The sequence below is a fragment of the Ferruginibacter paludis genome (assembly GCF_030409685.1).
GTDB classification, from domain to species: Bacteria; Bacteroidota; Bacteroidia; order Chitinophagales; family Chitinophagaceae; genus Ferruginibacter; species Ferruginibacter paludis.
In genome coordinates, this window is sequence record NZ_JAUFQJ010000024.1 from 765,282 (window position 1) to 791,647 (window position 26,366).

At 41.6% G+C, this 26,366-nt stretch carries 18 protein-coding genes; all 18 read left to right on the forward strand.

Going from position 1 to position 26,366, the window contains the following annotated elements:
- The first annotated feature begins 96 nt into the window (after nt 1-96).
- Nucleotides 97-1,251 carry a hypothetical protein gene (locus QWZ08_RS27600; protein WP_290341123.1) on the forward strand — a complete coding sequence of 385 codons (1,155 nt, stop codon included), beginning with the start codon at nt 97-99 and terminating at the stop codon, nt 1,249-1,251.
- Nucleotides 1,252-1,441: 190 nt separating this feature from the next.
- Nucleotides 1,442-2,539 (forward strand): hypothetical protein, encoded by a 1,098-nt coding sequence (locus tag QWZ08_RS27605; protein WP_290341125.1) that lies wholly within the window; start codon nt 1,442-1,444, stop codon nt 2,537-2,539.
- Nucleotides 2,540-2,588: 49 nt separating this feature from the next.
- Nucleotides 2,589-3,539, forward strand: a complete 951-nt coding sequence (locus QWZ08_RS27610; protein ID WP_290341129.1) for a hypothetical protein — start codon at nt 2,589-2,591, stop codon at nt 3,537-3,539.
- Between the two features lies 1 nt (nt 3,540).
- Nucleotides 3,541-5,094: a phosphatase PAP2 family protein gene (locus QWZ08_RS27615; protein ID WP_290341130.1), complete on the forward strand. Its 1,554-nt coding sequence runs from the start codon at nt 3,541-3,543 to the stop codon at nt 5,092-5,094.
- Nucleotides 5,095-5,404: 310 nt separating this feature from the next.
- Nucleotides 5,405-7,624: a TonB-dependent receptor family protein gene (locus tag QWZ08_RS27620; protein ID WP_290341132.1), complete on the forward strand. Its 2,220-nt coding sequence runs from the start codon at nt 5,405-5,407 to the stop codon at nt 7,622-7,624.
- Between the two features lie 56 nt (nt 7,625-7,680).
- Nucleotides 7,681-8,241 (forward strand): carboxymuconolactone decarboxylase family protein, encoded by a 561-nt coding sequence (locus tag QWZ08_RS27625; RefSeq protein ID WP_290341134.1) that lies wholly within the window; start codon nt 7,681-7,683, stop codon nt 8,239-8,241.
- Between the two features lie 3 nt (nt 8,242-8,244).
- Nucleotides 8,245-9,516 carry an MFS transporter gene (locus tag QWZ08_RS27630; RefSeq protein ID WP_290341136.1) on the forward strand — a complete coding sequence of 424 codons (1,272 nt, stop codon included), beginning with the start codon at nt 8,245-8,247 and terminating at the stop codon, nt 9,514-9,516.
- A gap of 58 nt (nt 9,517-9,574) precedes the next feature.
- Nucleotides 9,575-10,126: a carboxymuconolactone decarboxylase family protein gene (locus tag QWZ08_RS27635; RefSeq protein ID WP_290341138.1), complete on the forward strand. Its 552-nt coding sequence runs from the start codon at nt 9,575-9,577 to the stop codon at nt 10,124-10,126.
- Between the two features lie 143 nt (nt 10,127-10,269).
- Nucleotides 10,270-10,830, forward strand: a complete 561-nt coding sequence (locus QWZ08_RS27640; RefSeq protein ID WP_290341140.1) for a carboxymuconolactone decarboxylase family protein — start codon at nt 10,270-10,272, stop codon at nt 10,828-10,830.
- Nucleotides 10,831-10,884: 54 nt separating this feature from the next.
- Complete coding sequence (locus QWZ08_RS27645; RefSeq protein WP_290341143.1) at nt 10,885-13,836, forward strand: SusC/RagA family TonB-linked outer membrane protein; 2,952 nt, start codon at nt 10,885-10,887, stop codon at nt 13,834-13,836.
- Nucleotides 13,837-13,891: 55 nt separating this feature from the next.
- On the forward strand, nt 13,892-15,193 hold the full coding sequence (locus QWZ08_RS27650) for a RagB/SusD family nutrient uptake outer membrane protein (RefSeq protein ID WP_290341146.1): 1,302 nt from the start codon (nt 13,892-13,894) through the stop codon (nt 15,191-15,193).
- 52 nt (nt 15,194-15,245) lie between these two features.
- The gene (locus tag QWZ08_RS27655; RefSeq protein WP_290341148.1) at nt 15,246-15,794 is read left to right on the forward strand and encodes a carboxymuconolactone decarboxylase family protein; all 549 of its coding nucleotides are present in this window, start codon (nt 15,246-15,248) and stop codon (nt 15,792-15,794) included.
- 31 nt (nt 15,795-15,825) lie between these two features.
- A complete protein-coding gene (locus QWZ08_RS27660; protein ID WP_290341150.1) occupies nt 15,826-16,962 on the forward strand; it encodes a DUF3179 domain-containing (seleno)protein in 1,137 nt (378 codons plus the stop codon).
- 97 nt (nt 16,963-17,059) lie between these two features.
- On the forward strand, nt 17,060-18,802 hold the full coding sequence (locus tag QWZ08_RS27665) for a DUF3863 domain-containing protein (protein ID WP_290341152.1): 1,743 nt from the start codon (nt 17,060-17,062) through the stop codon (nt 18,800-18,802).
- Between the two features lie 164 nt (nt 18,803-18,966).
- On the forward strand, nt 18,967-20,973 hold the full coding sequence (locus tag QWZ08_RS27670; protein WP_290341154.1) for a transglutaminase-like domain-containing protein: 2,007 nt from the start codon (nt 18,967-18,969) through the stop codon (nt 20,971-20,973).
- A 13-nt stretch (nt 20,974-20,986) separates the two neighbouring features.
- Nucleotides 20,987-23,209 carry a DUF3858 domain-containing protein gene (locus QWZ08_RS27675; RefSeq protein ID WP_290341156.1) on the forward strand — a complete coding sequence of 741 codons (2,223 nt, stop codon included), beginning with the start codon at nt 20,987-20,989 and terminating at the stop codon, nt 23,207-23,209.
- 308 nt (nt 23,210-23,517) lie between these two features.
- On the forward strand, nt 23,518-24,765 hold the full coding sequence (locus QWZ08_RS27680; RefSeq protein WP_290341158.1) for an MFS transporter: 1,248 nt from the start codon (nt 23,518-23,520) through the stop codon (nt 24,763-24,765).
- A 22-nt stretch (nt 24,766-24,787) separates the two neighbouring features.
- Complete coding sequence (gene treF, locus QWZ08_RS27685; protein WP_290341161.1) at nt 24,788-26,290, forward strand: alpha,alpha-trehalase TreF; 1,503 nt, start codon at nt 24,788-24,790, stop codon at nt 26,288-26,290.
- Nucleotides 26,291-26,366 lie beyond the last annotated feature (76 nt).

Sequence of the window (26,366 nt, forward strand, 5' to 3'; positions counted from 1 at the left end):
GTTAGTTAGCAATTAATATTACCGGGTGTAGTCACCTGTTAGCATTGATTGGAGTTGTACATGGCATCCAAAAAATTCACTACTCAAAAATCAAACATGAAACGGATCATATCTATTTTTATTATAGCTTTATTATTAACCACCACAATTCATTTACAATCAACAGCGCAGGGATGCGTAGCGGTACGCCAGATGGGCGGGCTGGGCGCCATGTCTCCATCTGGTTCCTACAATCTTTCCAAAGGCGATTTCCAGGCAGGAACCAACTACCGTTACTTCCACAGCTGGCGGCATTTTGTAGGTACAGACGAACAGCCTCAGCGCCAGGTATTGGGCAATGCGGTTAATATTTATTCTCATGCGGTGGATCTTAATTTGTCTTACGGTTTAACCAACCGTTTACAGTTAAATGTAACACTGCCTTATGTGCACAACGAGCGCTCTCAAACTTTAACACTGAATAAAGATTCGGCTTCAAAAAAACTAACCCGTTACAGTGTATTCGCACAAGGGATTGCTGATGCCCGTTTGGGACTTAACTATTGGGTTACCGACCCAGCTGCTGCACACACAGGAAACCTGATGATTGGCTTTGGGTTGAAACTGGCAACAGGCAGTCACAATACAACTGATAATGCACTGCAAAAAGATGGTACAACCAAAAGTGCTGTCAACGACCAGGCCATACAACCAGGTGATGGTGGTGTAGGATTTTCGTTGGAATTCCAGGGATTTAAAAAAATCTACAAAGACATTTATGGCTTTGCAAACGGCTATTATTTATTTAACCCAAGGGAATCAAACGGCACTTATAAATCAGCAGCAAAAGCGGGTTTAGCTGGTTACAATATTTACGCTTCGCCAGATCAGTATTTCATCCGTGCAGGATTTATGGCTTCTGTTTTAAAAGCAAAAACACTTACGTTTTCGCTGGCAACCAGGATGGAAGGTATTCCCGCGTATGACATTATTGGCGGGCAGGTAGCGTATCGTCGCCCGGGTTATGTTGTAGCCGTTGAGTCTGGTGTTTCATACCGTATGGGTCAGCACAGTATTAGTTTATTTGTTCCATATAACTTCATTAAAAACCGTACACAAAGCGCCGCTGATAAGGCAGACCAAAATCTGCAAAATTCAAAAATCAGCGACGCAAGTAAATTGGTTCATGTTCAGGGCGATGCTGCTTTTGCAGATTATTCCATCAGTCTTGGCTATTCTTACAGGTTTGCAAAAAATAAGAAACACGCTTAACCAGAACACCCTTTTTTAAACCAGCGACATAAGACTTTGTAAAATTAATGCAGCCCTGCATTGGGGTATATTAATTTTCACACGCCTTATCTTTTTATTTACTGATCCGCATTGAAAAATAGGAACGCTATTCATTCTATTGACTTAAACATAAACCATTCTTAAAAACTAACTACTAAAAAAAATTATTATGAAGTACATTTTATCTATCCTGTTGATTGCAGGCTTTTATATTCAAACATCGGCGCAGGGCTGCGTTGCAGTTCGCAGTACAGGCAACATCAATATGCTGCATCCTGACGAACATGATAAAGCTTCCTGGTTATTAAGTACCACATCCCGCTCCTTCAGGTCTTTTCGCCATTTTTCCGGCACTACTGAAAATAAGCAAAGACTGGTAGATGGGAGCGAAGTAATCAATCACCAGACAAGTATTGATCTTGCATTAACACGCATAGTAAATGACCGCTGGTCTTTTATGGTTGACCTGCCTATTTTGTCGAATGCACGTTCATCCCTGTATGAACATGGACTTGTAAACGGCGCTTACATAAAAAAAGAACGACACACAACACATTCTTTTGGCCTGGGCGATATGCGCTTTGCCGCCTACAGGTGGCTGCTTGATCCAAAGAAAAGTACCAAAGGAAATATACAGGCAGGATTAGGAATTAAACTGCCAACAGGCGATGATAATTTTAAAGACTACTGGTACAACGTAGGACCCAATGGAACAAAAGAACTGCGTACTGTGGATCAATCCATACAATTGGGAGATGGTGGTACCGGCTTTACAACCGAACTAAATGCCTATTACAATTTCACCCGCAATTTTGGTATGTATGGCAATTTCTATTACCTGATTAATCCCAGGGAACAGAATGGCGTAAGAACTTATCGTGAAACATTGGTGGCGTCTTTAGCCAACGAAGCCATTTGCAGTGTGCCGGATCAATATATGTTCAGAAGTGGTTTTAATTATTCAATCAACAGCTTGCACGGATTAACTGTGGCAGCCGGTGCTAAATTGGAATGTGTACCCGTTCACGACTTGATTGGTGGCAGTGGTGATTTTCGCAGACCCGGTTATATATGGTCGGTAGAACCAGCTGCTGCTTACATGGTACATAATCTGAACTTCTTTGTTTCTGTACCCTTTGCTGTTGCCCGCAACAGAACACAAAGTGTAACAGATAAGGAAAACAGCATTACGCAAAATAAACATGTACAGGGCGACGCCGCCTTTGCAGATTATGTAGTTAACCTTGGTTTCAGCGTAAAATTTTAAACAACAATTTATGCTTTATCAAATTAAAAAAGAACTATAAAAATTGGATATGAAATACTTGTTATCAATAGTATCAATCGCAATTGCTGTAACAATCTTGCCATTAACAAGCAAGGCGCAAACAGATATGGATGCCATTATGATGGAGAAAAGGCAGTTTTGTGTAGGGCCAATGTACAACCATAGCAGCTGGAAAAATTATTGGGAAGGCACTTTAAAAAGAGACAATCAAAACCTGGGCACTGTAAGCACAAACACGTTTGCAGTAATGGGCGCCTACGGTATTACAGGAAAACTAAACGCTTTGTTTAATGTGCCTTACATCAAAACAAAAGCATCAGACGGCACATTGCACAGCATGCAGGGCTTTCAGGATCTAAGCCTGTTTATAAAATGGATGCCGGTTGAACAGATGCTCGGACCGGGTACATTTTCTTTGTATACCATTGGGGGTGCATCCATACCACTAACTAATTATGTAGTTGATTTTTTGCCGCTATCAATCGGGCTGCATAGTAAAACACTTTCTGCAAGATTGCTGCTGGACTACCAGGTAAACAACATTTTTGTTACCGGCAGTGCTACTTATGTGGTAAGAGATAACACAAAATTAGACCGCACATCTTACTATGATACGCAGTCGCATCTCACCAATGAAGTGTCAATGCCCGATGCTTCCAACTTTAATTTCAGGGCTGGTTACCGCAGCAGTAAATTAATTGCAGAAGCCGTGCTGAACAAATGGACCACGCTTGGCGGTTTTGATATCACCAGGAATAATATGCCTTTCCCCAGCAATAAAATGAATGCCACCACCATAGGTGCCAATGTTAAATATGTTGTTACAGCAAATCACAATTTATCATTGGTAGGCGGTGGTAATACAACTGTTGCCGGAAGGAATGTTGGGCAGGCAACTGCTTTTTACGGCTCCGTTTTTTATATCCTTGACTTTACACGCAAAACAACATCAACTGATAAATCAGGTAAAACAAATTAACATGAACAAGAAATTATTTTTGTACCAGGTTTGTATTGTGGTTGCTGCGGCAGCAATCATTATAGCATGCAATAAAGATATCGTGGGCAGAACAGACAATGCACCTGCCCTGGCACCAACCAACATTGATTCGAATGCAGGCTCGTGGAAACCCGTGCTGCTGGCTGCACCGACAGATATCGTGGTAGCAACTCCTATCGCCACAAACACTCCTGATTACATTGCGCAGATCAATGAAATAAAAAGCGCCCAGGCCAATATTACGCAGGAAGAAAAAAAGATGGTAAAGTATTGGAGTGCCGGCGCTATACTGCGCTGGAACGAAATTTTAAGGGAACTGGTAGCCAAACACAACCTGCCTCCTTATCAAAACCCCGATGGTACCTACCCTATTCCAAGTGCCGCCAATCCACTGGCATACCCGCAATTTCCATTCAGTAATCCCCCTTATGCAGCAAGGGCCTATGCTTATGTAAGTGCAGCCCAATACGATGCTTTGGTAACTGCCTGGTATTATAAAAAACAATTTAACCGTGCGGCGCCGTATAAAGTGGATGCTACTTTACAGGTATTGGTTCCAAAGTCAGAGTTGCCGTCTTATCCATCCGAAGATGCGGTAGTAGAAGGTACAGCGGTTGAAATGTTGAAACTACTTTTTCCCGGAGACCAGGATTATATACAGCAGAAAGCAGCAGAACACAGAAGAGCAAGAATTATTGCCGGCGCCAATGTACGCAGCGACATCGAAGCAGGTGAGGCTTTGGGCAAAGCAGTAGCACAAAAATTTACAGCGAGGGCACGAGGCGACAGGGCGGGTGCTGCAGTAGGTACGCCCACCATTTGGGCAAAGCTCGAAACGGATTGTATGGCAAGGGGCGAAACCCCCTGGTATAGCCTGGAAATTCCAAAGCGGCCGCCCATGCTGCCTGTTTTTGGAAAAACAAAAGCATTTTTATTTGATTCTTTAACTGCGTTATCATTGCGCCCGGCGCCGCCACCCGCTGTTGGCAGCAAGCAAATGAAAGATGAAACAGAAGAGATTTACCAGATGGTAAAAAATCCAACACGCGAAAGAACCGCCATTGTTCAGTTCTGGGCTGATGGGGTAGCTACATCTACTCCTCCAGGCCACTGGGATGCCATAGCTGCTGAAGATTTTATTGCAAAAGGTTTTAGTGAGGTTCGTTGGGCAAGAAATATGGCATTACTTAACATGTCGCTAATGGATGCCGCCATTGTTTGCTGGGATACAAAAAATTATTATTACAATCCACGGCCGACACAATTGAACCCGGCAATAAAAACACTTACAGGGATACCTAACTTCCCTTCTTATATTTCAGGCCACTCAACTTTTAGCGGTGCGGCGGCGGCCATATTGGGCCATATCATTCCAGAAAGAGCATCGGCTTATGAAGCGATGGCGCAGGAAGCTTCCAATTCAAGAATGTACGGTGGCATTCACTACCGCAGCGATTGCGCTGTTGGGTTGACTGTAGGGAAAAGCGTAGGTGGGTATGCTATACAAAGAGCGCTTACTGATGGGGCTGAATAAATTAAATCGTTTTTTTCAGGCTTAGTTTTTAGGTTAATGATGCACCAATATAAGGCGTTGTAATTCTTTACAATGCCATTTTCAACAACCTGAACAATTACAATTTTATAATTAAAATAATACACCAAACCAGGCAATATTTTTAGTCAGTCGTTTTTAGCAGTTTAGTTTAATGATAAGGCGTCATAATTCTTTATGATGCCTCTTTTTAATTCCATTTCTGTATTTACAATAATAGAAGTTTTTTGAAGCTTAATTTTCTTACTAAATCATTTAACTGATAAGGTTTACCCGGACCAAAAAATAAAAAATGAAATTATATTCAAATTTAAAATGCATTTTTTTTGCAATTTACTTCTATGCATCAGCATGCGATGGTCAACACCTGCCAACAAAAAAAATAATAGATTCCCTTTCAGAAAAAACGTTGAACAGTATAATCGTTTATGCAAAGCTAAAAGCTTCAGATGCGTCTTATCTTCCGGATATTGCTGGTATGAATATTTATGCCGGTAAACGAACCAACGCTCTGCTGTTAAATAACAATACTCCCGGGCTTCAGCAAAATGTCAGCCGGACCCTTATGGCCCGTATACCCGGGTTAAATATGTGGGAAATGGATGGTGCAGGAACACAGTTAAATATTGGCTCAAGAGGTACCGATCCCCACCGGTCGATTGAAATGAATATGCGCCAAAACGGCTACAACACCAATTCGGATATTTTTGGATACCCTGAAAATCATTATACTGTCCCCATGCAGGCCGTGGAAGAGGTGCAACTGGTAAGGGGATCTTCGGCCCTGCAGTTTGGGCCACAATTTGGAGGCATGATGAACTACCGTTTAAAAACCGGCGACAGTACAAAAGCGCTCGCAATAGAAAGTGAGCAAACTGCCGGAAGCAACAATTATTTTAATTCATTCACTTCAGCAGGGGGCACCAAAGGAAAATTAAATTATTACGCCTTTTATGACAACCGGCATGGCGACGGCTGGCGGGATAATGCGAATTTCAGCTACCACACGTTTCATGTGCATCTTGGATACAAAATAAATGAGCGAATCAGCGTATCAGCTGAATTTTCCAGGATGGATTATGTACAACAAATAGCAGGTGGGCTCACTGATGCACAATTTGAAGCAAACCCGAAACAATCTGAAAGATCAAGGAACTACTTTCAGCCAATCATTAACATCCCTGCTGTAAAACTTACCTATGCTATCAGCCAACATACCAAACTGGAAATTACTGCCAACGGCATTTTTGGCCAGCGCAACAGTGTGCAGTTCATCAATGCCGGCAATATACCCGACACCATCAATACGGCTATTGGCAAATACAACCCGAGGCAGGTTGACAGGGATTATTATGCCGGCTATACTACTGAGGCTCGCCTTTTACACCAATATACAATTGGAAAAATAAATAACACATTGTCCGGAGGCGCCCGGTATTTTACTGAGCTAACCAAAAGACAACAAAAAGGTGTGGGAACAAGTGGCAGCGATTTTGACCTTTCGCTTAATAAACCCTACGGAACAGATCTCAGGCTTACTACCGGCAACTATGCTTTTTTTGCTGAAAACAATTTTCAAATTACGCCCCGATTTTCGGTTATACCAGGTGTACGGTACGAAGTAATTAAAACTGATCTTAGTGGCGTTATTAATGCTGCCAGTACCGCAGTTCATTATAAAAGCAGCCGCAATTTTCCATTGTTCGGCACTGGTTTGCAATACCAGCTGAGCCAGGCCACCCAGTTATATGGCAACATTTCGCAGGAATACCGCCCCTATCTATATGCGAATATTACCCCCCCGGACCGGTTAGATAAAATAGATCCCAATTTAAAAGACAGTAAGGGTTATACTGTTGATTTAGGCTACAGGGGCCATTATAAAAATATTGTCCAATTTGAAGTAAATGTTTTTTATCTCTACTATGGCAACAAAGTGGGCCTGCTTAGCCAAACAGATGCTGTTGGCAATGCTTATTTGTATTCTACCAATATTGGCAATTCGGTTACAAAGGGAATAGAAGCTTTTGGAGAAGTTTCATTAATGAAACTCATTAATCCCGCTATGGTAAAAAACGATATCAAAATATTTAATTCGCTGGCTTATAACAATGCCCGTTATGTAAGCGGTATCATCAGCCAATCGGGTAGCAACAAAACGATAAAGGGTAATTATGTTGAAAACGCACCGGCCTGGGTAAACAAAACGGGCGTTGACTTTCGTTTCAATAACCTGCTTTTTAATTTCCAATACAGTTATACCGGCATGAATTTCAATGACGCACTTAATACCGTATCAAGCGGAAATGGTGTTATAGGAATTATTCCCGCCTATCATGTCTGGGACTGGGGTTTCAGCTGGCAATTGTCAAAACAATTCCGTTTAAGCGGGGCTATCAACAACTTTGCCAACAATAAATATTTTAACCGGAGGATTACTTTTTATCCCGGGCCGGGTATTCTGCCGGCTGACGGACGCACAGCAACTATATCAATGGCAATACGCATATAATCAAAGGAAGTATTTGAATTTTTAAAAATTATTTGAGATTATTAAAACCATTAAGTATGCCTTACATTCCCTTAGAGCAACATTTGCCCGGTATTACCGGTTTGCTGGAATACAGCAAAGAAACCGCAGCACCCATCAGGGAGTTAACGCAAATTCTGCTCCGTGGTCCATCCACTCTAACCGAAGGCGAAAGAGAATTAATCGCCACTGTTGTTTCACACCGCAACCAATGTACGTTTTGCACAACAGCCCATACGGCAGCAGCCAATATTTTATTGGGTGAAGAAGAAACCTCGGCCAGGGTAAAGCAGGATATTATTACTGCACCGGTAAGTGAAAAAATGAAAGCCTTACTAACCATTGCCGCACAGGTGCAGCAGAGTGGAAAAAGTGTAACGACCGAATCAGTGCAAAAAGCAAAAGAAGCCGGAGCAACAGACATAGAAATTCATGACACTGTTTTGATCGCAGCATTGTTCTGCCTGTACAACCGTTATGTAGACGGGCTGGCAACCGTTACGCCAACTGATCCTGCATTTTACAAAGGACTTGGAGAGCGCTTAAACAACAATGGATACAATCGTTTGCCGCAGGGCTATGAGCATCTAAAAAAATAGACAATGACTTTACCAACACAAGATGAAAAAATAAAACCCTATTACTGGTTGTTGTTTGCCATTTGCTTTTTAGGGACTGCATTCGCCGGCACCATATCGACGTTGATGAGTGTTTACCTGCCCGTGGCTGTAAAAGATTTACTGGGCGAAAAAAGTGAAGGTGAACTCAATACCATCAGCGCCTATATCAACGCGGTTTTTATTTTCGGCGGAGCATTTGGTGGTTTTATTTGCGGTATCATAAGTGATAAAGCGGGAAGAAAAGCAGGCGTAATCGTGTCAATTGCCAGCTACGGGATCTTTACGATTTTAACTGGTTACATGCCCAACTGGTGGGGCGTCGTAATTTGCCGCTTTTTTAGTGGTTTTGGTTTGGGAGGTGTTTTGGTAACTACCGTTACCATCATGATGGAAGAATGGCCGCAAAAAACCAGGGCCATCTTCATCGGTATTTTATCCATCTCAATACCCGTGGGTATTTTTTCCGCAGGGGTAATTGATTATTTTGTTTCCTCCTGGCGACAGGGTTTTTTAATAGGTGTCTTCCCTGTGGGTATCGCCATAATTGCCTGTTTTTTATTAAAAGAATCACCCAAATGGAAATACAACCGGGATGAAATTGCTTTGCAATCACATGTTAAAGACACTTTATTTACCGGCAGCCATCGTAAAGATTTAATAACCGGCTCCATTATTTTTGGCACCATGCTCATTGGCTTGTGGGCGATCTTTTCCTGGCTGCCTACCTGGATACAAACACTCGTAATTAATGGTGATGCACAAAAAGAAAGAGGGCTTAGCATGATGATGCTGGGTATGGGCGGTTTAACCGGAGGTTTTTTGTCCGGTTGGTTAACCAACGCCATCGGCCTTCGCAAATCCATGCAGCTTTGTTTTTCAGTTTGTGCAGTAATGTCACTCATCCTGTTTAAAACAAATGTTCATTTTTCTCCGATTGTATATTTCGAAATTATTATACTGGCTTTATTCTTCGGCGCCAGTCAGGGCGTGCTTTCCGTTTATATACCACATTTATTTCCGGTTGAAATCCGCGGGGCCGCAACGGGTTTTTGTTTTAACACAGGCAGAGTTTTAACGGCGGTTGCTGTGCTGTTTGTGGGTGTGCTGGTGACTGAATTAGGCGGCTATAGCAATGCCTTATTTATCTTTTCCACGGTGTTCCTGATAGGCTTAGTAGTAACATTTTTCACTGCTGATGCTGCAGACGTCGAATCAGTGACGGAAGTAAAATTTTCGGCTGATAGTATTCACTAAACCCTGTATTCTCCTCCAGGCAATAGTCCACCAAAATGGCGGCAGAGGCGAAATAACTATGGCGCATATTAAAGTAGAAGAGAACATTCCGGGTATCAGAAGCCTCGTACTTTTTCGACCTGAAACAGGAAAGCCTTTGTATGATTTAGCACAGGTTTTATTGCGTGGCCCTTCGTCCTTATCTGAAGCCGAAAGGGAATTGATTGCAGCTTATGTATCCTACCGCAATGAGTGCATTTTTTGCATGAGCAGTCATGCGGCGGCGGCAAGATGCCTGTATGGACCTGATAAAAACCTGGTGGATGAGGTGTTGCATGATATGCAGCAATCTGGTGCAAGTGATAAACTAAAAGCTTTACTCCACATTGCCGGAAAGGTACAGGTGTTGGGAAGAGAAGTAACACCCGAAGACATTGCAGCTGCAAGGATGTTGGGTGCTGATGACCGCGAAATCCATGATACAGTGCTGATTGCCGCAGCTTTTTCTATGTTCAACCGCTACGTTGACGGACTTGCCAGTTTTACACCGACCGACCCTGCGGTATATGAAGCAATGGGCGAAAGAATGGCCAAAGGATATGTGCTGCCTGCATCTCCGGAACCGAAGTGATGAAAATTATTATAAAGTAATCCATTAAAATCCGCTCCCTTAAAACCTTTCAACTTCCAGGGATATTGCCTTTGCAAAAATAAAAGCCAGGATAGATAATACCGGACTCGCAGAAAAAATCAATTCAATTTTTAAACGATTGTATGCCACACATTAATTTCAACAACGATTTTCCGGGGATTAGAAGCGCCATGGCTTACAGTCCCGTAACTGCTGCACCAATGGGTGTTTTGGCAGAAATTTTATTAAGAAGCGAAGATGGTCTATCGCGTGCTGAACGGGAGTTAATCGGCACTTATGTTTCTTATCTCAATGATTGTTTTTACTGTAATCATTCCCACGGGGCGATTGCCTGTATTTACCTGGATGGTGATAATGAGCTGGTGGAGCAGGTAAGAAAAGACTATTCCAAAGCCCCTGTTTCTGATAAATTAAAATCGCTACTGGCCATTGCGGCAAAAGTACAGCGGGGTGGAAAAAACGTAACCACAGCCGACGTTGAGCTGGCAAAAGAAAAAGGCGCTACAGACAAAGACATACATGATACCGTGTTGATTGCCGCTGCATTTTGCATGTTTAACAGGTATGTAGATGGCCTCGCCACCATTACTCCATCCGATATGGATTCCTATCCGCTTCGGGCAAAACAAATTGTGGATAATGGCTATGGAAACTATGTTTTTACCAGTAAACAACCCACTTAAAAGCAATCCATTCTAATAATCCCAAATCAACATTAAAATTCAAAACAAACTCAAATGAAAAAAGTACTTCATTTTTTACCGGTGATACTATTCCTTATATTTTTGCCTGACTGGCTTTTTGCCCAGGAAAAAACAATCACTGGTAAAGTTACCGATGCCAATATGGCCCCGTTAACTGGCGTTACCATCTCCATCAACAAAAGCAATAAAGGCACCATTACAGATGCCGATGGAAAATTTACTTTAACACTGCCTGCCACTGCAAAACTAACTGTCAGCACTTCGGGATTTAAAACAAAAATAATTACAGCCGATGCCGCACAGAACGACATCCAGGTAAAAATGGAAGAGGATTTTGCCAAACTGGATGAAGTGGTTGTCACAGGCCTGGCTACCAATGTAAAAAGAAGAAATCTTGCCAATGCAGTAGCTACTATTTCTTCCAAACAATTAAACGGCGTAGCGCCAGCCCAAACTTTTGATGCCGCTCTTAACGGAAAAATATCCGGTGCGTATATCAATTCAAACACCGGTGCGCCAGGTGGTGGTATTTCTGTAAAACTAAGAGGCGTCACATCCATTTACGGCAATACCCAACCGTTGTATGTGGTGGATGGTGTTTTTATCGATAACACGGCTACCTCGGGTGGATTAAATGCAGTAACAAATGCAGCATCCGGCGGCAGCCCCACTTCCAACCAGGACAATGCTTCCAGCCGCATTGCAGATATCCGTGCAGAAGATATTGATAACATCGAAATTTTAAAGGGCGCTTCCGCCGCCGCTATCTATGGTTCCAAAGCATCAGCAGGTGTTATTGTCATCACTACCAAAAGAGGTAAACAGGGAAAAACAAACATCAGTATTTCGCAGGACCTTGGCCAGGTTTCAGCAAGAAAATTGTTAGGCGTAAGGGAGTTTACGGCAGAAAAAGCCGCCAGCCTTTCCCGTGACCCGTCAGCCGGAGCCGCATTGGCAGCGCAGTTTACAGCAGCAAAAACAGCAGGGCAAATTTATGACTACGAAAAGGAAGTATATGGCAACAAAGGCTTTGCAAGAAATACTGTGTTAAGCATGAGTGGTGGTGGCGAAAAAACAAACTTCTTCTTTTCAGCAGCACAAAAAGATGAAGATGGTATTGTAAAAAATACCGGGTATAGAAACAGCAGTCTAAGGTTAAATGTAGATCACCGTATAACGGATAATATCAAAATCGGTATCAGTACAAATTATATCAATTCTTCTGCAGACAGGGGCTTGTCCGGCAATGATAATACCGGAACATCTATTGGCATTGCCTTGTCATCTACTCCCAGCTTTGCGCAGTTGCATCCTGATCAGTTTGGCAACTACCCGGCCAATCCATTTGGCGCATCTAATCCTTTACAAACAATAGCATTGATGACCAATAATGAATCGGTGAACCGTTTTATAACCGGCTTAAACCTGGATGCAATTCTGCAAAAAAACAACAACAGCATTACAAGGTTTGTAGCAAGGGGTGGTTTCGATTTTTATAATCTTGAAACCAATGCTTTATTTCCAAGTGCCCTGCAGTTCCAGGCAGTTAACAAAGGAACTTCAATACAGGGTGCTACAAAAAATTTAAGCACCAACTATATTGCCTCGCTGGTGAATTCCTTCACCCCTTCTGACAAACTCTCTTTTACTACATCTGCAGGCATCACCAGGGAAAGCGGTGATTACAATAATTTACTGAACGTCGCTACACAGGTTATTTCTGGTCAGTCGAATGTTGACCAGGCGGGTGCTTTAACTGCCACCCAGTTCAGGGCCAAATACCAGAATGATGGGGTGTTTGTACAGGAAGAAGCGGTGATCAATAATGGTATTACGTTGACAGGTGGTGTACGTTTTGACCGTTCCAGTAATAATGGCGATGTAAAAAAATATTATGCTTATCCAAAGGGCGGCGTGTCAATCAATTTAACCAGCCTGGGTCTTATACAAAAAGGCTTGTTTGATGACATCAAATTAAGGGCGGCTTACGGACAAGCCACTAACGTTCCGGCGTACGGCAGCAAGTTTACTTCTCTGGTGGTTTCTAATATTGCCGGCAACCCTGGGTCGTTGGTAAATATACAACGCGGCGATGCCTCCATCAAGCCAGAAAAACAAACCGAACTGGAAACTGGTATTGATTTTAGTTTGCTGAACGGCAAGCTGGCTTTTGAATTTACCTACTATAACAAAAAAATATTCGACTTCCTGATGCTGGCAGGATTGCCGGCCTCTTCCGGCTTTTCTACCAAATGGGTAAATGCGGGAGACTTACGTAACCGTGGTGTTGAGCTGGGTGTAAAAGCAAAACCAGTTGCATCAAAAAATATCACCTGGAATACATCCGTTAATTTCTGGCTGAATAAATCATTGGTTACAAAATACACCATTACACCCATTCCGCAGGGATCATTTGGTTATGTGCTTGGTTCGTTCCAGGTTGAGCAGGGTAAATCCGCTACACAAATCGTTGGCTTGAATGGTGCTGGTGTAGGCGTATTAGGCGACGCAGAACCAAAGTTCCAGATGAATACGTACAACGAAATTACTTTTCACAATAAGTTAAGCCTGCGCTTTTTAATGCATTGGAAAAAAGGCGGCGACAATGTGAACCTGACTTACCTGCAAAACGATTTTGGACAAACCTCGCCTGACTTTGATGCCATGACCATTAAGGCAGGCATGCCAAATGGCATCTACCGTATTTCACAGGTCGGAAGTTCTGCCAAAGTTTTTGTGGAAGATGCAAGCTACCTGCGTTTAAGAGAAATAGGATTGTATTATTCTTTCAACAAATTACCGTCTACATTATTTATCAAAAATATCAGGGTGGGTGCTTCTCTGAACAATTACCTCACCATCACAAAATATAAATCCTACGATCCTGAAGTATCCAATTTCGGAACAGGTTTTTCTTCAGGTGTTGATGTTGATCCTTACCCGGCATCTAAACGGGCTTCTTTACACGTCGCTATAGATTTCTAACCCTGTTTGAAAAGTCACAATGGATCAATTTATAAAAGCAAATAAAATTATTAAAATGAAACACAGTAAATATATATATACCGCGGTTGTTATGGCAACAGCTATTTTCTTTTCTTCCTGCAAAAAAGATTATGGTAATTTAAACAGTCCTACAATTGAACAATTTTTAGGCAATGCCTCCAAAAGCGAATTAAATAATCTGGTAAGCGGCACCGAATCAGGGATGCGCAACAACATCGCTTTTTACCTGGATGATGTTGGTACAATCGGCAGAGAAGGATATCGATTTTCAGGATCTGAGCCTCGTTACGTTACCGATTTGCTGGGCGCAAATGATGCTACCTTAAGCAGCAGTAATTTTTATATTACCAATCCGTGGGCGGCCCGTTACAGGGTTGTAAAAAACTGCAATACACTAATACAGGCAGCTACTAATTCTACCCTGATCAGCGGAGCAGAAAAAAGTGGTTACATCGGTTTTGCAAGAACCATTAAAGCCTACCAGTTATTACTGAATCTGAATCTTACCTACACAAAAGGAATAAGAATAAATGTAACAGACCCCGATAATTTAGGCGCCTTTGTAAGTTATGATGATGGACTGACTGCTATCGCAGCCATATTGGATTCAGCCAAAACAGATTTCGCAACTGCTGCTGTAGCGTTTCCTCTTGCCGGCTTTGATGGTTTAAATGATGCAGCCGGCTTGCTAAAAGTAAACCGTGCCATCGCCGCCCGGGTTGCGGCCTATCGTAAAAAATGGCCGGAAGTATTAACCGCCTTGAATGAATCTTTTTTTGACATAACAAAAGACTTTTATCTGGGTGTGAACCATGTGTTTGGTACCGGCTCCGGCGATCAGCTAAACCCGATGTTTATTCCTAAAAACCAAAGTGGAGAAGTGAGGGTTGCGCATGCTTCCTTTGCTGCAGATATAAAATCAGGCGATGACCGGATTAATAAAACCAGTGTTAGAAACGCTACAGCTTCACTCAATGGCTTGAGTAGCGACCGGGACGTATGGGTGTATACTTCAAGTACTGCCCCTTTACCCATCATAAGAAATGAAGAGTTAATACTGTTATACGCCGAAGCAAAAATAAACACCAACGCTTTTCCTGATGCAGTTACCGCCTTGAATGTAATTAGGCAAGGCCATAACCTGGTTCCTTATGCCGGCGCAATAACAACAGATGCGCTGATAACTGAATTGTTGTACCAGAGAAGGTATTCTCTTTTTTATGAAGGGCATCGCTGGATAGATTTGCGCAGGTATAACAAACTGGCTGACCTACCTCTCGACAGAACAGGTGACGACGTATGGACAGAATTTCCATTGCCTGTGACTGAACAATAATTTTAATGAATGATCTTAATGGATACTATTTTAAAATTAAATACTCTAAACAATGGCTCATATAAATTTAGAAAACGATTTTCCCGGCATTCGCGGCCCGATGGCTTTCAGCCCCGCAACAGCCAAGCCTTTGAACGACCTTGCAGAAGTGTTGCTACGAAGTGACAATTCGCTGAGCCGTGGTGAAAGAGAATTAATTGCTGCTTATGTTTCTTCGTTAAATGATTGCGCTTTTTGTCAAAATGTGCATGGAGGCCTGGCACAACATTACCTGGAATGCGACAGTGCCTTTATTGATGCGGTGAAGAAAGATTATATGGACACCAACATTTCTGATAAAATGAAAGCGTTGTTATGGATCGCTGAAAAAGTTCAACAAGGCGGAAAAAATGTAACCGCCGAACAAATTGATGCCGCTAAGGTTGTTGGTGCAACAGACAAGGAAATACATGACACCGTATTAATAGCGGCAGCTTTTTGTATGTTTAACCGGTATGTAGATGGCCTGGCCACCTGGGCTCCTGAAGATAAAAATTATTATATTGAAAGGGCAAAGCAAAGGGCGGAGGAGGGCTATGCCGGTTATGATGCAAGCAAGTAATGAACAAGGAATAATCATATAATTGAATTTCATGAAAAAAATATTCTATCTCGGTTTCTTTGGCCTGCTGTTGTTTGAAATATTGAATGTGTACCTCATCATGCCCATGCCGGGCAGCCAGCAGATGAACAGTATTGATGTGGCATATTTTTTATACCAATGGCGCTGGGCATTTAGGATAGTGTTTGCTGCAATGATTATAGTTGGTGCATACAGGTTCGAATGGAAAAGCTGGTGGGCGCCATTGTTGTTTTTACTGCTGCTTGTTTCAGTAATTTATGTCGTCAATTTTCAAATGGCCGCAGATCATATGTTTTATAAACCAAAACAAGTGCTGATGGTAAATGAAGCCAATAATAAAGTAGACTCCGGAAGATTGGTAATTGGCGTAATCAACAACGGCGAAGCAAAAGCTTATCCCATCAGGTTTTTAGGCTATCATCACCAGGTTCAGGATACCGTGGGCGGTAAACCATTATTGATTACTTATTGTACCGTATGCAGAACCGGCCGTGTATACGAACCGATTGTAAATGGCAAACCGGAACAGTTTCGTTTAGTTGGTATGGATCATTTTAATGCCATGCTGGAAGATGCGACTACAAAAAGCTGGTGGCGCCAGGCAACGGGAGAAGCCATTACCGGTAAATTAAAAGGACAAAAACTGCCAGAATTCTTTAATATACAAACTTCGTTAACAAAGTGGCTTGCACTCAATCCCAACTCACTCGTGATGCAGGAAGACCCGGCATTTAAAAATGAATATGACACGACCGGTAAATTTGAAAGTGGCAAAAGTACCAGCAAACTAACAGGCACGGATAGCCTTAGCTGGAAAGATAAATCGTGGGTGATTGGTGTAAAAGCTGGTAAAGAAAAAAAGGCGTACGACTGGAACGAGTTAAAAGAAAAGCGCATTATCAACGATACGCTGGATGGAAAAAATATTATCCTGGTTTTGGCGCAGGATGATAAAAGCTTTTTTGCTTTTGAAAATCCGGATGCGTTAAACAACTTCAGTTTACGCAACGATACCCTGGTACAAAATAATCATAAGTACAACATCGATGGCAAGGGAATCAACAGCAGTGCAAATTTGAAATCATTGCCAGCCTACCAGGAGTTTTGGCACAGCTGGCGAACTTTTAATCCTGAGACAAAAAAATAAGCACCTGTTTTTCAAAAGGCTTTTTCCCTTATACTATTTTATTGCTGATATTGCAGCTGCTGACGGCCTTACCGCCAGCCAAATTCCTTTTTATTAAATGAAAATTCTTTTTGTAAAAGAGCCTAAAAAGATGATCAATCAAATGAATAAAAAAATAATTGGCTTTGTGCTAACTGGTTTCACCTGCATTTGTATGCTATCTTCTTTTAACAAAACAGGCAGTCATCAAAGCTTTCCTCCTAAAAATCCCAGCCATCCTAAAATAGTAAACATTGTAAATTTTATCCGGTTGCTGGAGCCGAGAGATAGCGCCGTTACAGAACAGGTATTGTATGAAACTGTTGCAAAGCAGGTAGAAATGATGCAACAATACAAACTGGGCGGAACGTTTTTGTTGCAGTACGATGCGCTGATGGATGCACGCTATCAAAAATTACTGAAAGCCTTACCCCGCAATAGTTTTGAGGTTGGAGCATGGTGGGAAATTCCACAACCACTGGTTGAAAAAGCCGGCCTTAAATGGCGTGGCCGTTACCCCTGGGATTGGTTTGCTGACGTTGGCTTTTCTACTGGCTACACACCTGCCGAGAGGGAAAAGTTATGCGATGTGTACATGGCCGATTTTAAAAAGATATTCGGTTACTATCCCAGGTCGGTTGGCTCCTGGTTTATTGATGCACACACGCTGAATTACCTGTACACAAAATACCATATTGTGGCGTCCTGTAATTGTAAGGACCAATATGGAACCGATGGCTACACATTGTGGGGCGGTTACTGGAACCAGGCCTATTATCCCAGTAAAATCAATTCCTACATGCCGGCGCAAAGTGAAAAGAACCAAACGCCAGTGCCCATCTTTCGCATGCTCGGTAGTGACCCAATTCGTCAGTACGATAATGGTTTTGGATCAGCAAGACAAGGCGTTGTAACATTGGAGCCCGTTTATCCATCTGCTGGCGGCGATTCTGCCTGGGTTAACTGGTACTTTAAAGAGTTTGTTGAGGGCGCAGATATGGAATATAATTATACGCAGGCGGGCCAGGAAAATTCGTTTACCTGGGATGCCATGGCAAAAGGATTTGCCATACAATTGCCTTTAATTGCCCGGCTTAGAGATGAAAAGAAACTACAGGTGGAAACACTAGCTGCCTCCGGCCAATGGTTTAAAGACCATTATAAAATTACACCCGCCACTTCGGTAACTGTAACAAACGACCTGGAAGAAGGAAACCATAAAACCGTTTGGTTTAACAGCCGCTTTTACCGCCTCAATTTGTTGTGGGAAAATGGCACGCTGCGTTTTCGTGATATTCATTTATTCAACGAAAATTTTCCATCATTTTACACTTTGAACAAAGCCACATCCAACGAATGTTCGTTTTTTACGCTTCCCTTTGTTGACGGCTATATCTGGAGCAAACCAGGGAATATCGCTGGTCTGCGTTTTAAAGCCGTTATTGATGGGAAGGAAACACTGTTGACAGGCGGCGATCCGATAATAACCGATTCTGTTCGTGGCAAATTACATATAGCCTGGCCACTGCAATCTGTTGATGGAACTCTGCACATGGATATCGATGAACGGAGTATAAAAATAAGCCTGCGTGCGAAAGACAACGTAAAATGGTTTCTTGATCTCAATGCAGCAGACAGCGTTATACTACCATTTCAAAAAATAAACCTGCACCGGCTGGATTGCAGGTTTGAACACATGAATTATTCCATCACAACCAAAAAAGGAATATTTTCAAAACCAAACGATACTGTAGTTGCAAGAATAAGTCCAGAAAAAAACTGGCTTGAGCTGAATATGGCAGCTGACAATAAAACAAAATAAATCTGTTTACTACTTTATCAATGAAGTCTCGTGCTTGACCTAAGAGCCCCATTGTAAAAGTGTATCTTAATCTCATTAATTTTAATCTTATATAAAATAATATGGATAAATAATAGTTATATACCTGTACATTTACACTTTGTCGATATCTTAACCAGCATTGCATGAATCATACCCTCAGCGTTAGCTACCCGGCTAAACGTACCTCCGCTTGTTACTTTGTAAAAAGATGGACCCTTACCAAACCATCCCTTTCGTTTTTGCTGTTCTGCTTGTTTTCTTTCTTCTCTTTCCCGATACAGGCCCAAAATGATGATGACCTTAGTACGGCAGAATTTTATGCCAAAAAATTTAAAGATGATGGCATTATCTGTAAATCATCTTACCGCTATTTCACTTTTGACAAGGGCAAAAACGCCCTCAATGATAAAGTGGTGGAAATACAGGAAGACGCAGAATACGAATTTCTATCCCTTAAAAAATTTTCGGGTATGACCTATGCTGAATATTACAACAAGTTTATTCAGTTGAAAACGTTTAAAAGAGCTTTCAAATATAACAGTAAATATATCACCTCCGACCGGGGCGGCATAGACCGCTCAGTAACGGATGATGGCGTCTTCTTCGATGATAGCCGGGTGCAGTTTTACCCTTTGCGCTTTTCTCAAAAAGGTGATATGGCAAGAGTAATGGTTAAAAAGGTTTACCTGGATGGTAAGTATTTAACCCGGCTATTTTTTCATGCGGCTTACCCAATCAAAGAGCAGGTATTTGAATTTCAAGTGCCGGACTGGTTAACGGTAGATTTTAAAAAAATGAATTTTGAAGGCCGTAAGATCGAGATCCAGGAAAATAAAAAAGGCGGTTTTATCAACTATGTTTTTACCATGAAAGATATCCCCGCCTACAAGCCGGAGTATAGTCGCATTGGAAGAGCCTATACAGATCCGCACATCATTGTACAAATAAAATCCTTCGAAAGCAAAGGCGAGACGTTGAAAGGATTTGATAAGGCAGATGATGTGTACAACTGGAACAACCGCCTGTATTTAATGGCCGGTAACGTACAGGATAAAGTACAGCAGCTGGTAACAAAAATTATCCAGGGCAAAACCACAGATCTGGATAAAATAAAAGCTATTTATTACTGGGTACAGGACAACATCCGTTACATCGCATACGAAGATGGTTACTCAGGGTATATACCCACTCCGGCGCAGGATGTGTTGGCCAAAAAGTATGGCGATTGCAAAGGCATGGCCAACTTGCTAACAGAAATGCTGAAGCTGGCCGGCTATGATGGCCGCTTTAGCTGGATAGGAACCCGCCTTATTCCCTATCCGCAAAGCATGCCTGCCCTTTGCGTAAACAATCATGCTATTTGCACTTTGTACTTTGGCGGCAAAACCTACGAACTGGATGGTACTGAAAGTTACTCGCCATTCGGTGAAAATGCTTTTCGAATTCAGGGTAAGGAAGTAATGATTGCCAATGGCGATAAATACGAAATTAAAACAGTGCCGTCTTCTACAGCCAATGACAATAAAGTTGTTACCAGGGCTGATTTTACACTGGCAAATGACAAGCTGAATGGCAAAGTGAAAGTTGTACTTACCGGTAATGAAAGAACAGAATTTCATCAGTCGTATCAGAACCTGCCGGTAACATCGCAGCAGGAATACCTGAATGAATACCTTGAATTTGGCAATGACAATATGGTTGCCACCAACCTAAAAACCAGCGATCTGAAAAACAGGGAACTGCCCGTAACCATTGAAGGCGATGTGGATTTATCGAATACCGTAAATACTATCAGCGGCGACAAATACGTAGGCATAGACTTCTTTCCAAAATCACTAGACAAATTTATTCCGGATGAAAAAAGAATTGAAGGCTACGATTTGGATGCACTGGTAAAATTTGAAGATGAAATTGCTCTTACCATTCCTGCCGATAAAAAATTTGTTGACAAGCCAGATAACCTGGAACTGAAGTTTGACGGTTACAGTTTTAAAGGTGAATATACCATTACAGGAAATAAAGTAGTGCTTAAAAAAGAACTGGCTATCAACAACAGCATTATCAAAAAAGCAGACTTCACCAACTGGAAAAAATTTATTGAATCTATCAAAGAGTTCAATAAATATTTACTAAGCATTACCAAAAAATAAACAGCCAACCGCAATGAAAACAATTAATTATAAAAAGATAATTCTGCCGGTTGCGTTTGCATTTCTTGCCTTCGCGGCCAGCGCTCAAACTATTATCAACGAAGATTTTTTAGATAATATTGAAGACAATGCTAAAACACTTTGGGCAGAAAATATTCCTGCATTTGCCACCAATATTGTACCCGATAAATATAAAAATGAATCGGCCATTGTATTTGGCTTTAAACGAAGCGTAACCATTGATAAAAAATCAAGGTCTGGCTTTTTATCCAGGGGCGAGAGAAGTTTATTGTTTTTTGAAAACGTACGATTTAAAATAAAAGTGAATGATAAAAATGCTGTGAAATCTTTTACTGAAATTTATTTCAGGTACAGCGATAAAACAGATGGCTTTAGTGCCCGGATAACCAAGCCTGATAGCAGTTCCAAAGTAGTTGCTTTAAATGACGCGGTAGGGGTGGAGTCGATATCAGATGTACCCGAATTTTTTAAGAGTTTCTTCGATCAACAGGTTGGTGCTCAAAAAAGATATTATAAAGTTGCCGTGCCAGATCTTGAGCCGGGCGATATATTGGAATATGTTACGAACACCAAAAGCAAGCTGGATGTTAAGGGAACGGGGTACATTGAGTTTGATCCGCAATACGAAGTGTGCAATAAAAGTTATCCCGTACTTTTTAACCAGATCAATATTGAAACAGATAATAAATCTTTTTTCAAATCCTTATCCATAAATGGCGCTCCGGATTTTAAAAAGGCAGACGCAAGCGACGACGGTTTCTTTAAATATGTTTTTACAGATAGCGACCGGGGCGTTGAAAAAGATGTGAACTTTATCAGTTCATTCCAGGTGTATCCCCTGGCAAAATTCCAGGTAATCTATGCCAATAACGAGAAAATAAAAGGAGCACTTATTGGTCAGGCAGGGGAAATTAAAACCGGTTTCACAAAGGAAGAGCTTGCCAAAAAAGCATGGGAAGATTTTGAACAGACCGGAAATTATTATTACCCAGAATACGGTACAGTATACGCGTACGCATCTGTTGTGTGGTCACAGTTGAAAAAGCAAGGTGTCAAAGACCTCAGTGATAAAGAATTTCTCAACCTTGTATATTACAAAATGAGGAATATTGCGATAAACCGTGATAATTATTTTAGTGATAAGGTAGCCGCATATATTTTCAGCTTTTTGCTTTCGCAAAAAGACATTCACACAGATATATTGATCAGTGTGTCCAATACTTTGGGCAAACTCAGCAATATATTATTCGACCAGGAACTGCGCTATGTATGCAAAGTGAATAATAGTTTTTATTTTAACTGGACCGATCACAGCAATCCGGGCGACCTTGTGGAAAACCTGTTAGGTAGTGAAGCTTGGATCATAGATAAACCAACAAAACAAAATACGCAGAATATAACTCCTGTACAGCTTCCGGATGCAGGCTTCCAGGATAACGTTTCCGACTACACCATAAATGCATCAATTGCTGCAGATATGAGTACATGGAATGTTTCCCGTGTCAGCACTTACACGGGCATCAGTAAAACCAGGAATATTTATACCACCCTGAAGTATACACCCTATATGCTGGACGACTATAAATATTATGGCGGTTCATCTCCTACGGAAAAAATGAAAGATGCGCAGGAAGAGGAATACATCAAATCAGTGAAAGCACTGAAGGATGAATTTAAAGAAGCAAAAGTTGAACAGGTGAAAAGTGAGTTGCAGGGAGAGTTTCAACAAAAGATAAAATATAAAAACTTCACCATTTCCAGCGATGGCCGTTCATTAAAAGCAAAAACCCTGGTGTATACAGAAGACTTTGAACTGGCAGGCATGGTGCGAAAAGCAGGAAAAAAATACCTGGTAAACATTGCTGGCCTGGTAGGGTCTCAATTACAAATAAAAAAAGAAGAGCGTGTAAGAAAGTATGATATCAATGTTGGGTACGCAAGAACGCTTAACTGGACCATCAATTTTAAAATACCAGACGGTTACACAGTTGAAGGAGTAAAGGAATTAAAAACAAGTATCGATAATGAGACCGGCACTTTTACCTGTGATGCGGAAGAACAAAATGGGATGGTAGTTTTAAAGATCAAAAAAATATATAAAAAAGCGAATAACCCCAAAGAAAAATGGCCTGCTATGCTGGCTTTTATTGATGCCGCCTATAACAGCTCGTTCAAATATATTTTATTAAAACCTAAAAGCTTATCCATTTTATGAGCCCATGCAGCCACACCAGTTCCGCCAATGCACCTGTAGGATTTCCAGGTTATAAAGTTTTCACCAATCATCTTTATGCTTGTGTTGGTATACGCTTTAATTTAAACGGAGAAGGTTAGATTTCTACCTTTAATTTTATTGATAACAGGTGCCCGTTTTACAACGGGCACTTTTTAATTTTATAACAGTGGCCTGAAATTTTTCGGAATCTGTAACTTAACGAACATTAAAAATAATACCTGTTGCTGTTGAATCAGTATCTGTAAAGGTTGTGTATATTTAAGCACTCATCACGATCAAATTGCTATATGAATAATTGGAAAATTAAAACCTCGCTGTATTTAAACTATTTTGTTTTTGCAATACTGCTGAACAGCGTGGGTATCCTCATTCAAAAATCCATCAATACCTATCATGTCGATGAATTAAAAGCCAGTTCGCTGGAAGCATTTAAAGATCTGTCGATTGCATTTGTGTCTTTTCTCATAGGATCTTTTTTACCCCGGATAGGATATAAGAAAGGAATGCTGATAGCACTGGCGCTGGTTTTTGTTGGCTGCATCGGAATGTACTATGGCAATTCTTTTACTTCGGTGCGCATCTTGTTTGCATGTGTTGGTATTTCTTTCGCGGTAATTAAAGTATCCGTTTATTCCATGATCGGTATTATCACCAGCAATGATAAGGAACATAAAAGCCTGCTTACTTCCATCGAAAGTTTTTTTATGATTGGCATCGCCGGTGGCTTTGTTGTATTCCCGCTTTTTTACAGCGATACAAATCCTGACGCATGGTTACGCATTTATCTTTTACTGGCAGTATTGATAGCTGTGTCATTTATCATCCTGCTGGTGTCTGATTTTAAAGTTAATTATGAAATACCCGGCACCAGCCTGGGAGACGATTTTATAGAAATGATTAAACTGCTGAAGCGCCCGCTGGTGCTGATTTTTGCAGTAGCTGCATTTATGTATGTAATGACGGAGCAGGGTATTATGAGCTGGCTGCCCACTTTTAATCAAAAAGTGCTGCATCTGCCGGAGCGTACCAGTGTTTTCATGGCTGTTATATTGATGTTGTCCATCGCATTGGGCAGGTATATTTCTTCATTGCTTGTTAAAAAAATTGACTGGCTGATCATATTGGCGGCTTGTTTAATTGGCGCTGCGCTGATGGTATTGTTTGTGTTGCCTCAAACGCAACACCTGGAAGCAAAAGAAATTCTTTCATTAAAAGATGTGCCTGTGATCGCTTATGTGTTTCCGTTGATTGGTTTTTTTCTGGCACCCATTTATCCACTGGTCAATTCGTTTGTGCTCAGCGCTACAGAAAAAATGTTTCATAGTCCTATGGCTTCATTACTCGTTTTCTTTTCGGCCATTGGTGGTACGATTGGTTCAAGACTGGTGGGTTATCTTTTTAAACATATCGGCGGCGAAAACGCCTTTTATTTTTCGCTGATACCGATGACGGTGCTGATGATTTGTTTGCTTTTCTTTTACCGCATACAAAAGAAAACCGGTACTACAATTGAATTTACAGCCGGAGGTCACTAACGTTAGTTAAACTATTACAACGATGAACAATACCGATATTTTTGAGTGTCATCCCTTGTTTGAGGATGTTCAAATGGGTAATGTATTCGCAGACGGAAAAACCTTTGTGGATTGTATTCCAAAAGGATCGTTGGATAACATTTCCCGTCAATACCTTTTGGAGAAAGATCAACCAAGTTTTGATCTTAAAAAATTTGTAGCAAAAAATTTTGATGAGCCGCCGGTGATTGCCGCCAATTATCAAAGCAATAAACAACTGTCCGTTGAAGAAAATATCAGGCATTTATGGGATGTACTTACAAGAGTTCCTGTTGAAGAGAAAAGTTCGCTGATCAATCTGCCATACACCTACATAGTTCCCGGCGGCCGTTTCAGGGAAATTTATTACTGGGACAGTTATTTTACCATGCTCGGTCTGCAACAGCACGGGCGGGTAGATCTGATTGAAAGCATGATCAATAATTTCGCTTTTTTACTAGGTAGCTGCGGTCATATCCCCAACGGCAACCGGCGCTATTATTTAAGCCGCAGTCAACCTCCTTTTTTTGCATTGATGGTTACTTTGTTGGCCGAGATAAAAAAAGATGAAGGAATTTTTGTTCAATATAAAAATGAACTGGAAACAGAATACAACTTCTGGATGCTTGGGTCAGATAATCTCAAGCACGGCGAAGCAAATGCCCGGGTGGTTATGATGCCCGATGGCGAAATATTGAATCGGTATTATGATAACAATCCAAGCCCGAGGCAGGAGAGTTATGCGGAAGATGTGCATGTAAGCAAGCACAGCCAGCAGTCGGCTGACCAATTATTTACCCACCTGAGGGCCGGTGCTGAAAGCGGCTGGGATTTCAGCAGCCGCTGGTTTGCTGACCAACTAAATATTGGGACGATTCAGACCACGGATATTGTGCCAGTTGATTTAAACTGCCTGCTGTACACGCTGGAACTAACTATTGCGAAAGCAAACGCAATGGCGGGTAATGCCTCCTATGCCAGTGACTTTGAAATGAAAGTAGCCAGGAGAAGCACCGCCATCCTAAAATACTGCTGGAATAATGAGCTGGGATTTTTCTGCGATTACAACATGCAAACAAAAAAAATCAACCGGAATATTACGGCGGCAGGTCTTTTTCCGCTCTTTACAAAAATTGCCTCCGATGAACAGGCGGTTGAAACAGCTGCGGTTACCCGCACATTTCTTTTAAAAGGTGGCGGACTTGTTACCACCACCAACCACACTGGCCAGCAATGGGATGCACCCAACGGCTGGGCGCCGCTGCAATGGATTGCATTTGCAGGATTGAATAATTATCATCACGAAGAACTGGCAAATGAAATTGCCCGGCGTTGGGTAGCAATCAATGAAAAAGTGTTTAACGAAACTGGTAAAATGATGGAAAAATACAATGTAGAAAACCTGGATGAGCCGGCTGGTGGAGGCGAGTATCCCGGACAGGATGGCTTTGGCTGGACCAATGGTATTTACATAGCCATGAAAGCTACTTTATTAACGGCTCATTAATTGATAATATGCAGCTATCCCAATACATTGGTTGCCTTGTAACAAACACCCCACTTATAAAAGCTTAATTGCCGGC

Excerpts from the sequence above, each read along its gene's own strand:
- QWZ08_RS27670 (WP_290341154.1), top strand. The coding sequence starts at position 18,967 with ATGAATCATACCCTCAGCGTTAGCTACCCGGCTAAACGTACCTCCGCT.
- QWZ08_RS27630 (WP_290341136.1), top strand. The coding sequence starts at position 8,245 with ATGACTTTACCAACACAAGATGAAAAAATAAAACCCTATTACTGGTTG.
- QWZ08_RS27625 (WP_290341134.1), top strand. The coding sequence starts at position 7,681 with ATGCCTTACATTCCCTTAGAGCAACATTTGCCCGGTATTACCGGTTTG.
- QWZ08_RS27600 (WP_290341123.1), top strand. The coding sequence starts at position 97 with ATGAAACGGATCATATCTATTTTTATTATAGCTTTATTATTAACCACC.
- QWZ08_RS27680 (WP_290341158.1), top strand. The coding sequence starts at position 23,518 with ATGAATAATTGGAAAATTAAAACCTCGCTGTATTTAAACTATTTTGTT.
- QWZ08_RS27635 (WP_290341138.1), top strand. The coding sequence starts at position 9,575 with ATGGCGCATATTAAAGTAGAAGAGAACATTCCGGGTATCAGAAGCCTC.
- QWZ08_RS27605 (WP_290341125.1), top strand. The coding sequence starts at position 1,442 with ATGAAGTACATTTTATCTATCCTGTTGATTGCAGGCTTTTATATTCAA.
- QWZ08_RS27620 (WP_290341132.1), top strand. The coding sequence starts at position 5,405 with ATGAAATTATATTCAAATTTAAAATGCATTTTTTTTGCAATTTACTTC.
- QWZ08_RS27615 (WP_290341130.1), top strand. The coding sequence starts at position 3,541 with ATGAACAAGAAATTATTTTTGTACCAGGTTTGTATTGTGGTTGCTGCG.
- QWZ08_RS27655 (WP_290341148.1), top strand. The coding sequence starts at position 15,246 with ATGGCTCATATAAATTTAGAAAACGATTTTCCCGGCATTCGCGGCCCG.
- QWZ08_RS27660 (WP_290341150.1), top strand. The coding sequence starts at position 15,826 with ATGAAAAAAATATTCTATCTCGGTTTCTTTGGCCTGCTGTTGTTTGAA.
- QWZ08_RS27650 (WP_290341146.1), top strand. The coding sequence starts at position 13,892 with ATGAAACACAGTAAATATATATATACCGCGGTTGTTATGGCAACAGCT.
- treF (WP_290341161.1), top strand. The coding sequence starts at position 24,788 with ATGAACAATACCGATATTTTTGAGTGTCATCCCTTGTTTGAGGATGTT.
- QWZ08_RS27645 (WP_290341143.1), top strand. The coding sequence starts at position 10,885 with ATGAAAAAAGTACTTCATTTTTTACCGGTGATACTATTCCTTATATTT.
- QWZ08_RS27610 (WP_290341129.1), top strand. The coding sequence starts at position 2,589 with ATGAAATACTTGTTATCAATAGTATCAATCGCAATTGCTGTAACAATC.
- QWZ08_RS27675 (WP_290341156.1), top strand. The coding sequence starts at position 20,987 with ATGAAAACAATTAATTATAAAAAGATAATTCTGCCGGTTGCGTTTGCA.
- QWZ08_RS27640 (WP_290341140.1), top strand. The coding sequence starts at position 10,270 with ATGCCACACATTAATTTCAACAACGATTTTCCGGGGATTAGAAGCGCC.
- QWZ08_RS27665 (WP_290341152.1), top strand. The coding sequence starts at position 17,060 with ATGAAAATTCTTTTTGTAAAAGAGCCTAAAAAGATGATCAATCAAATG.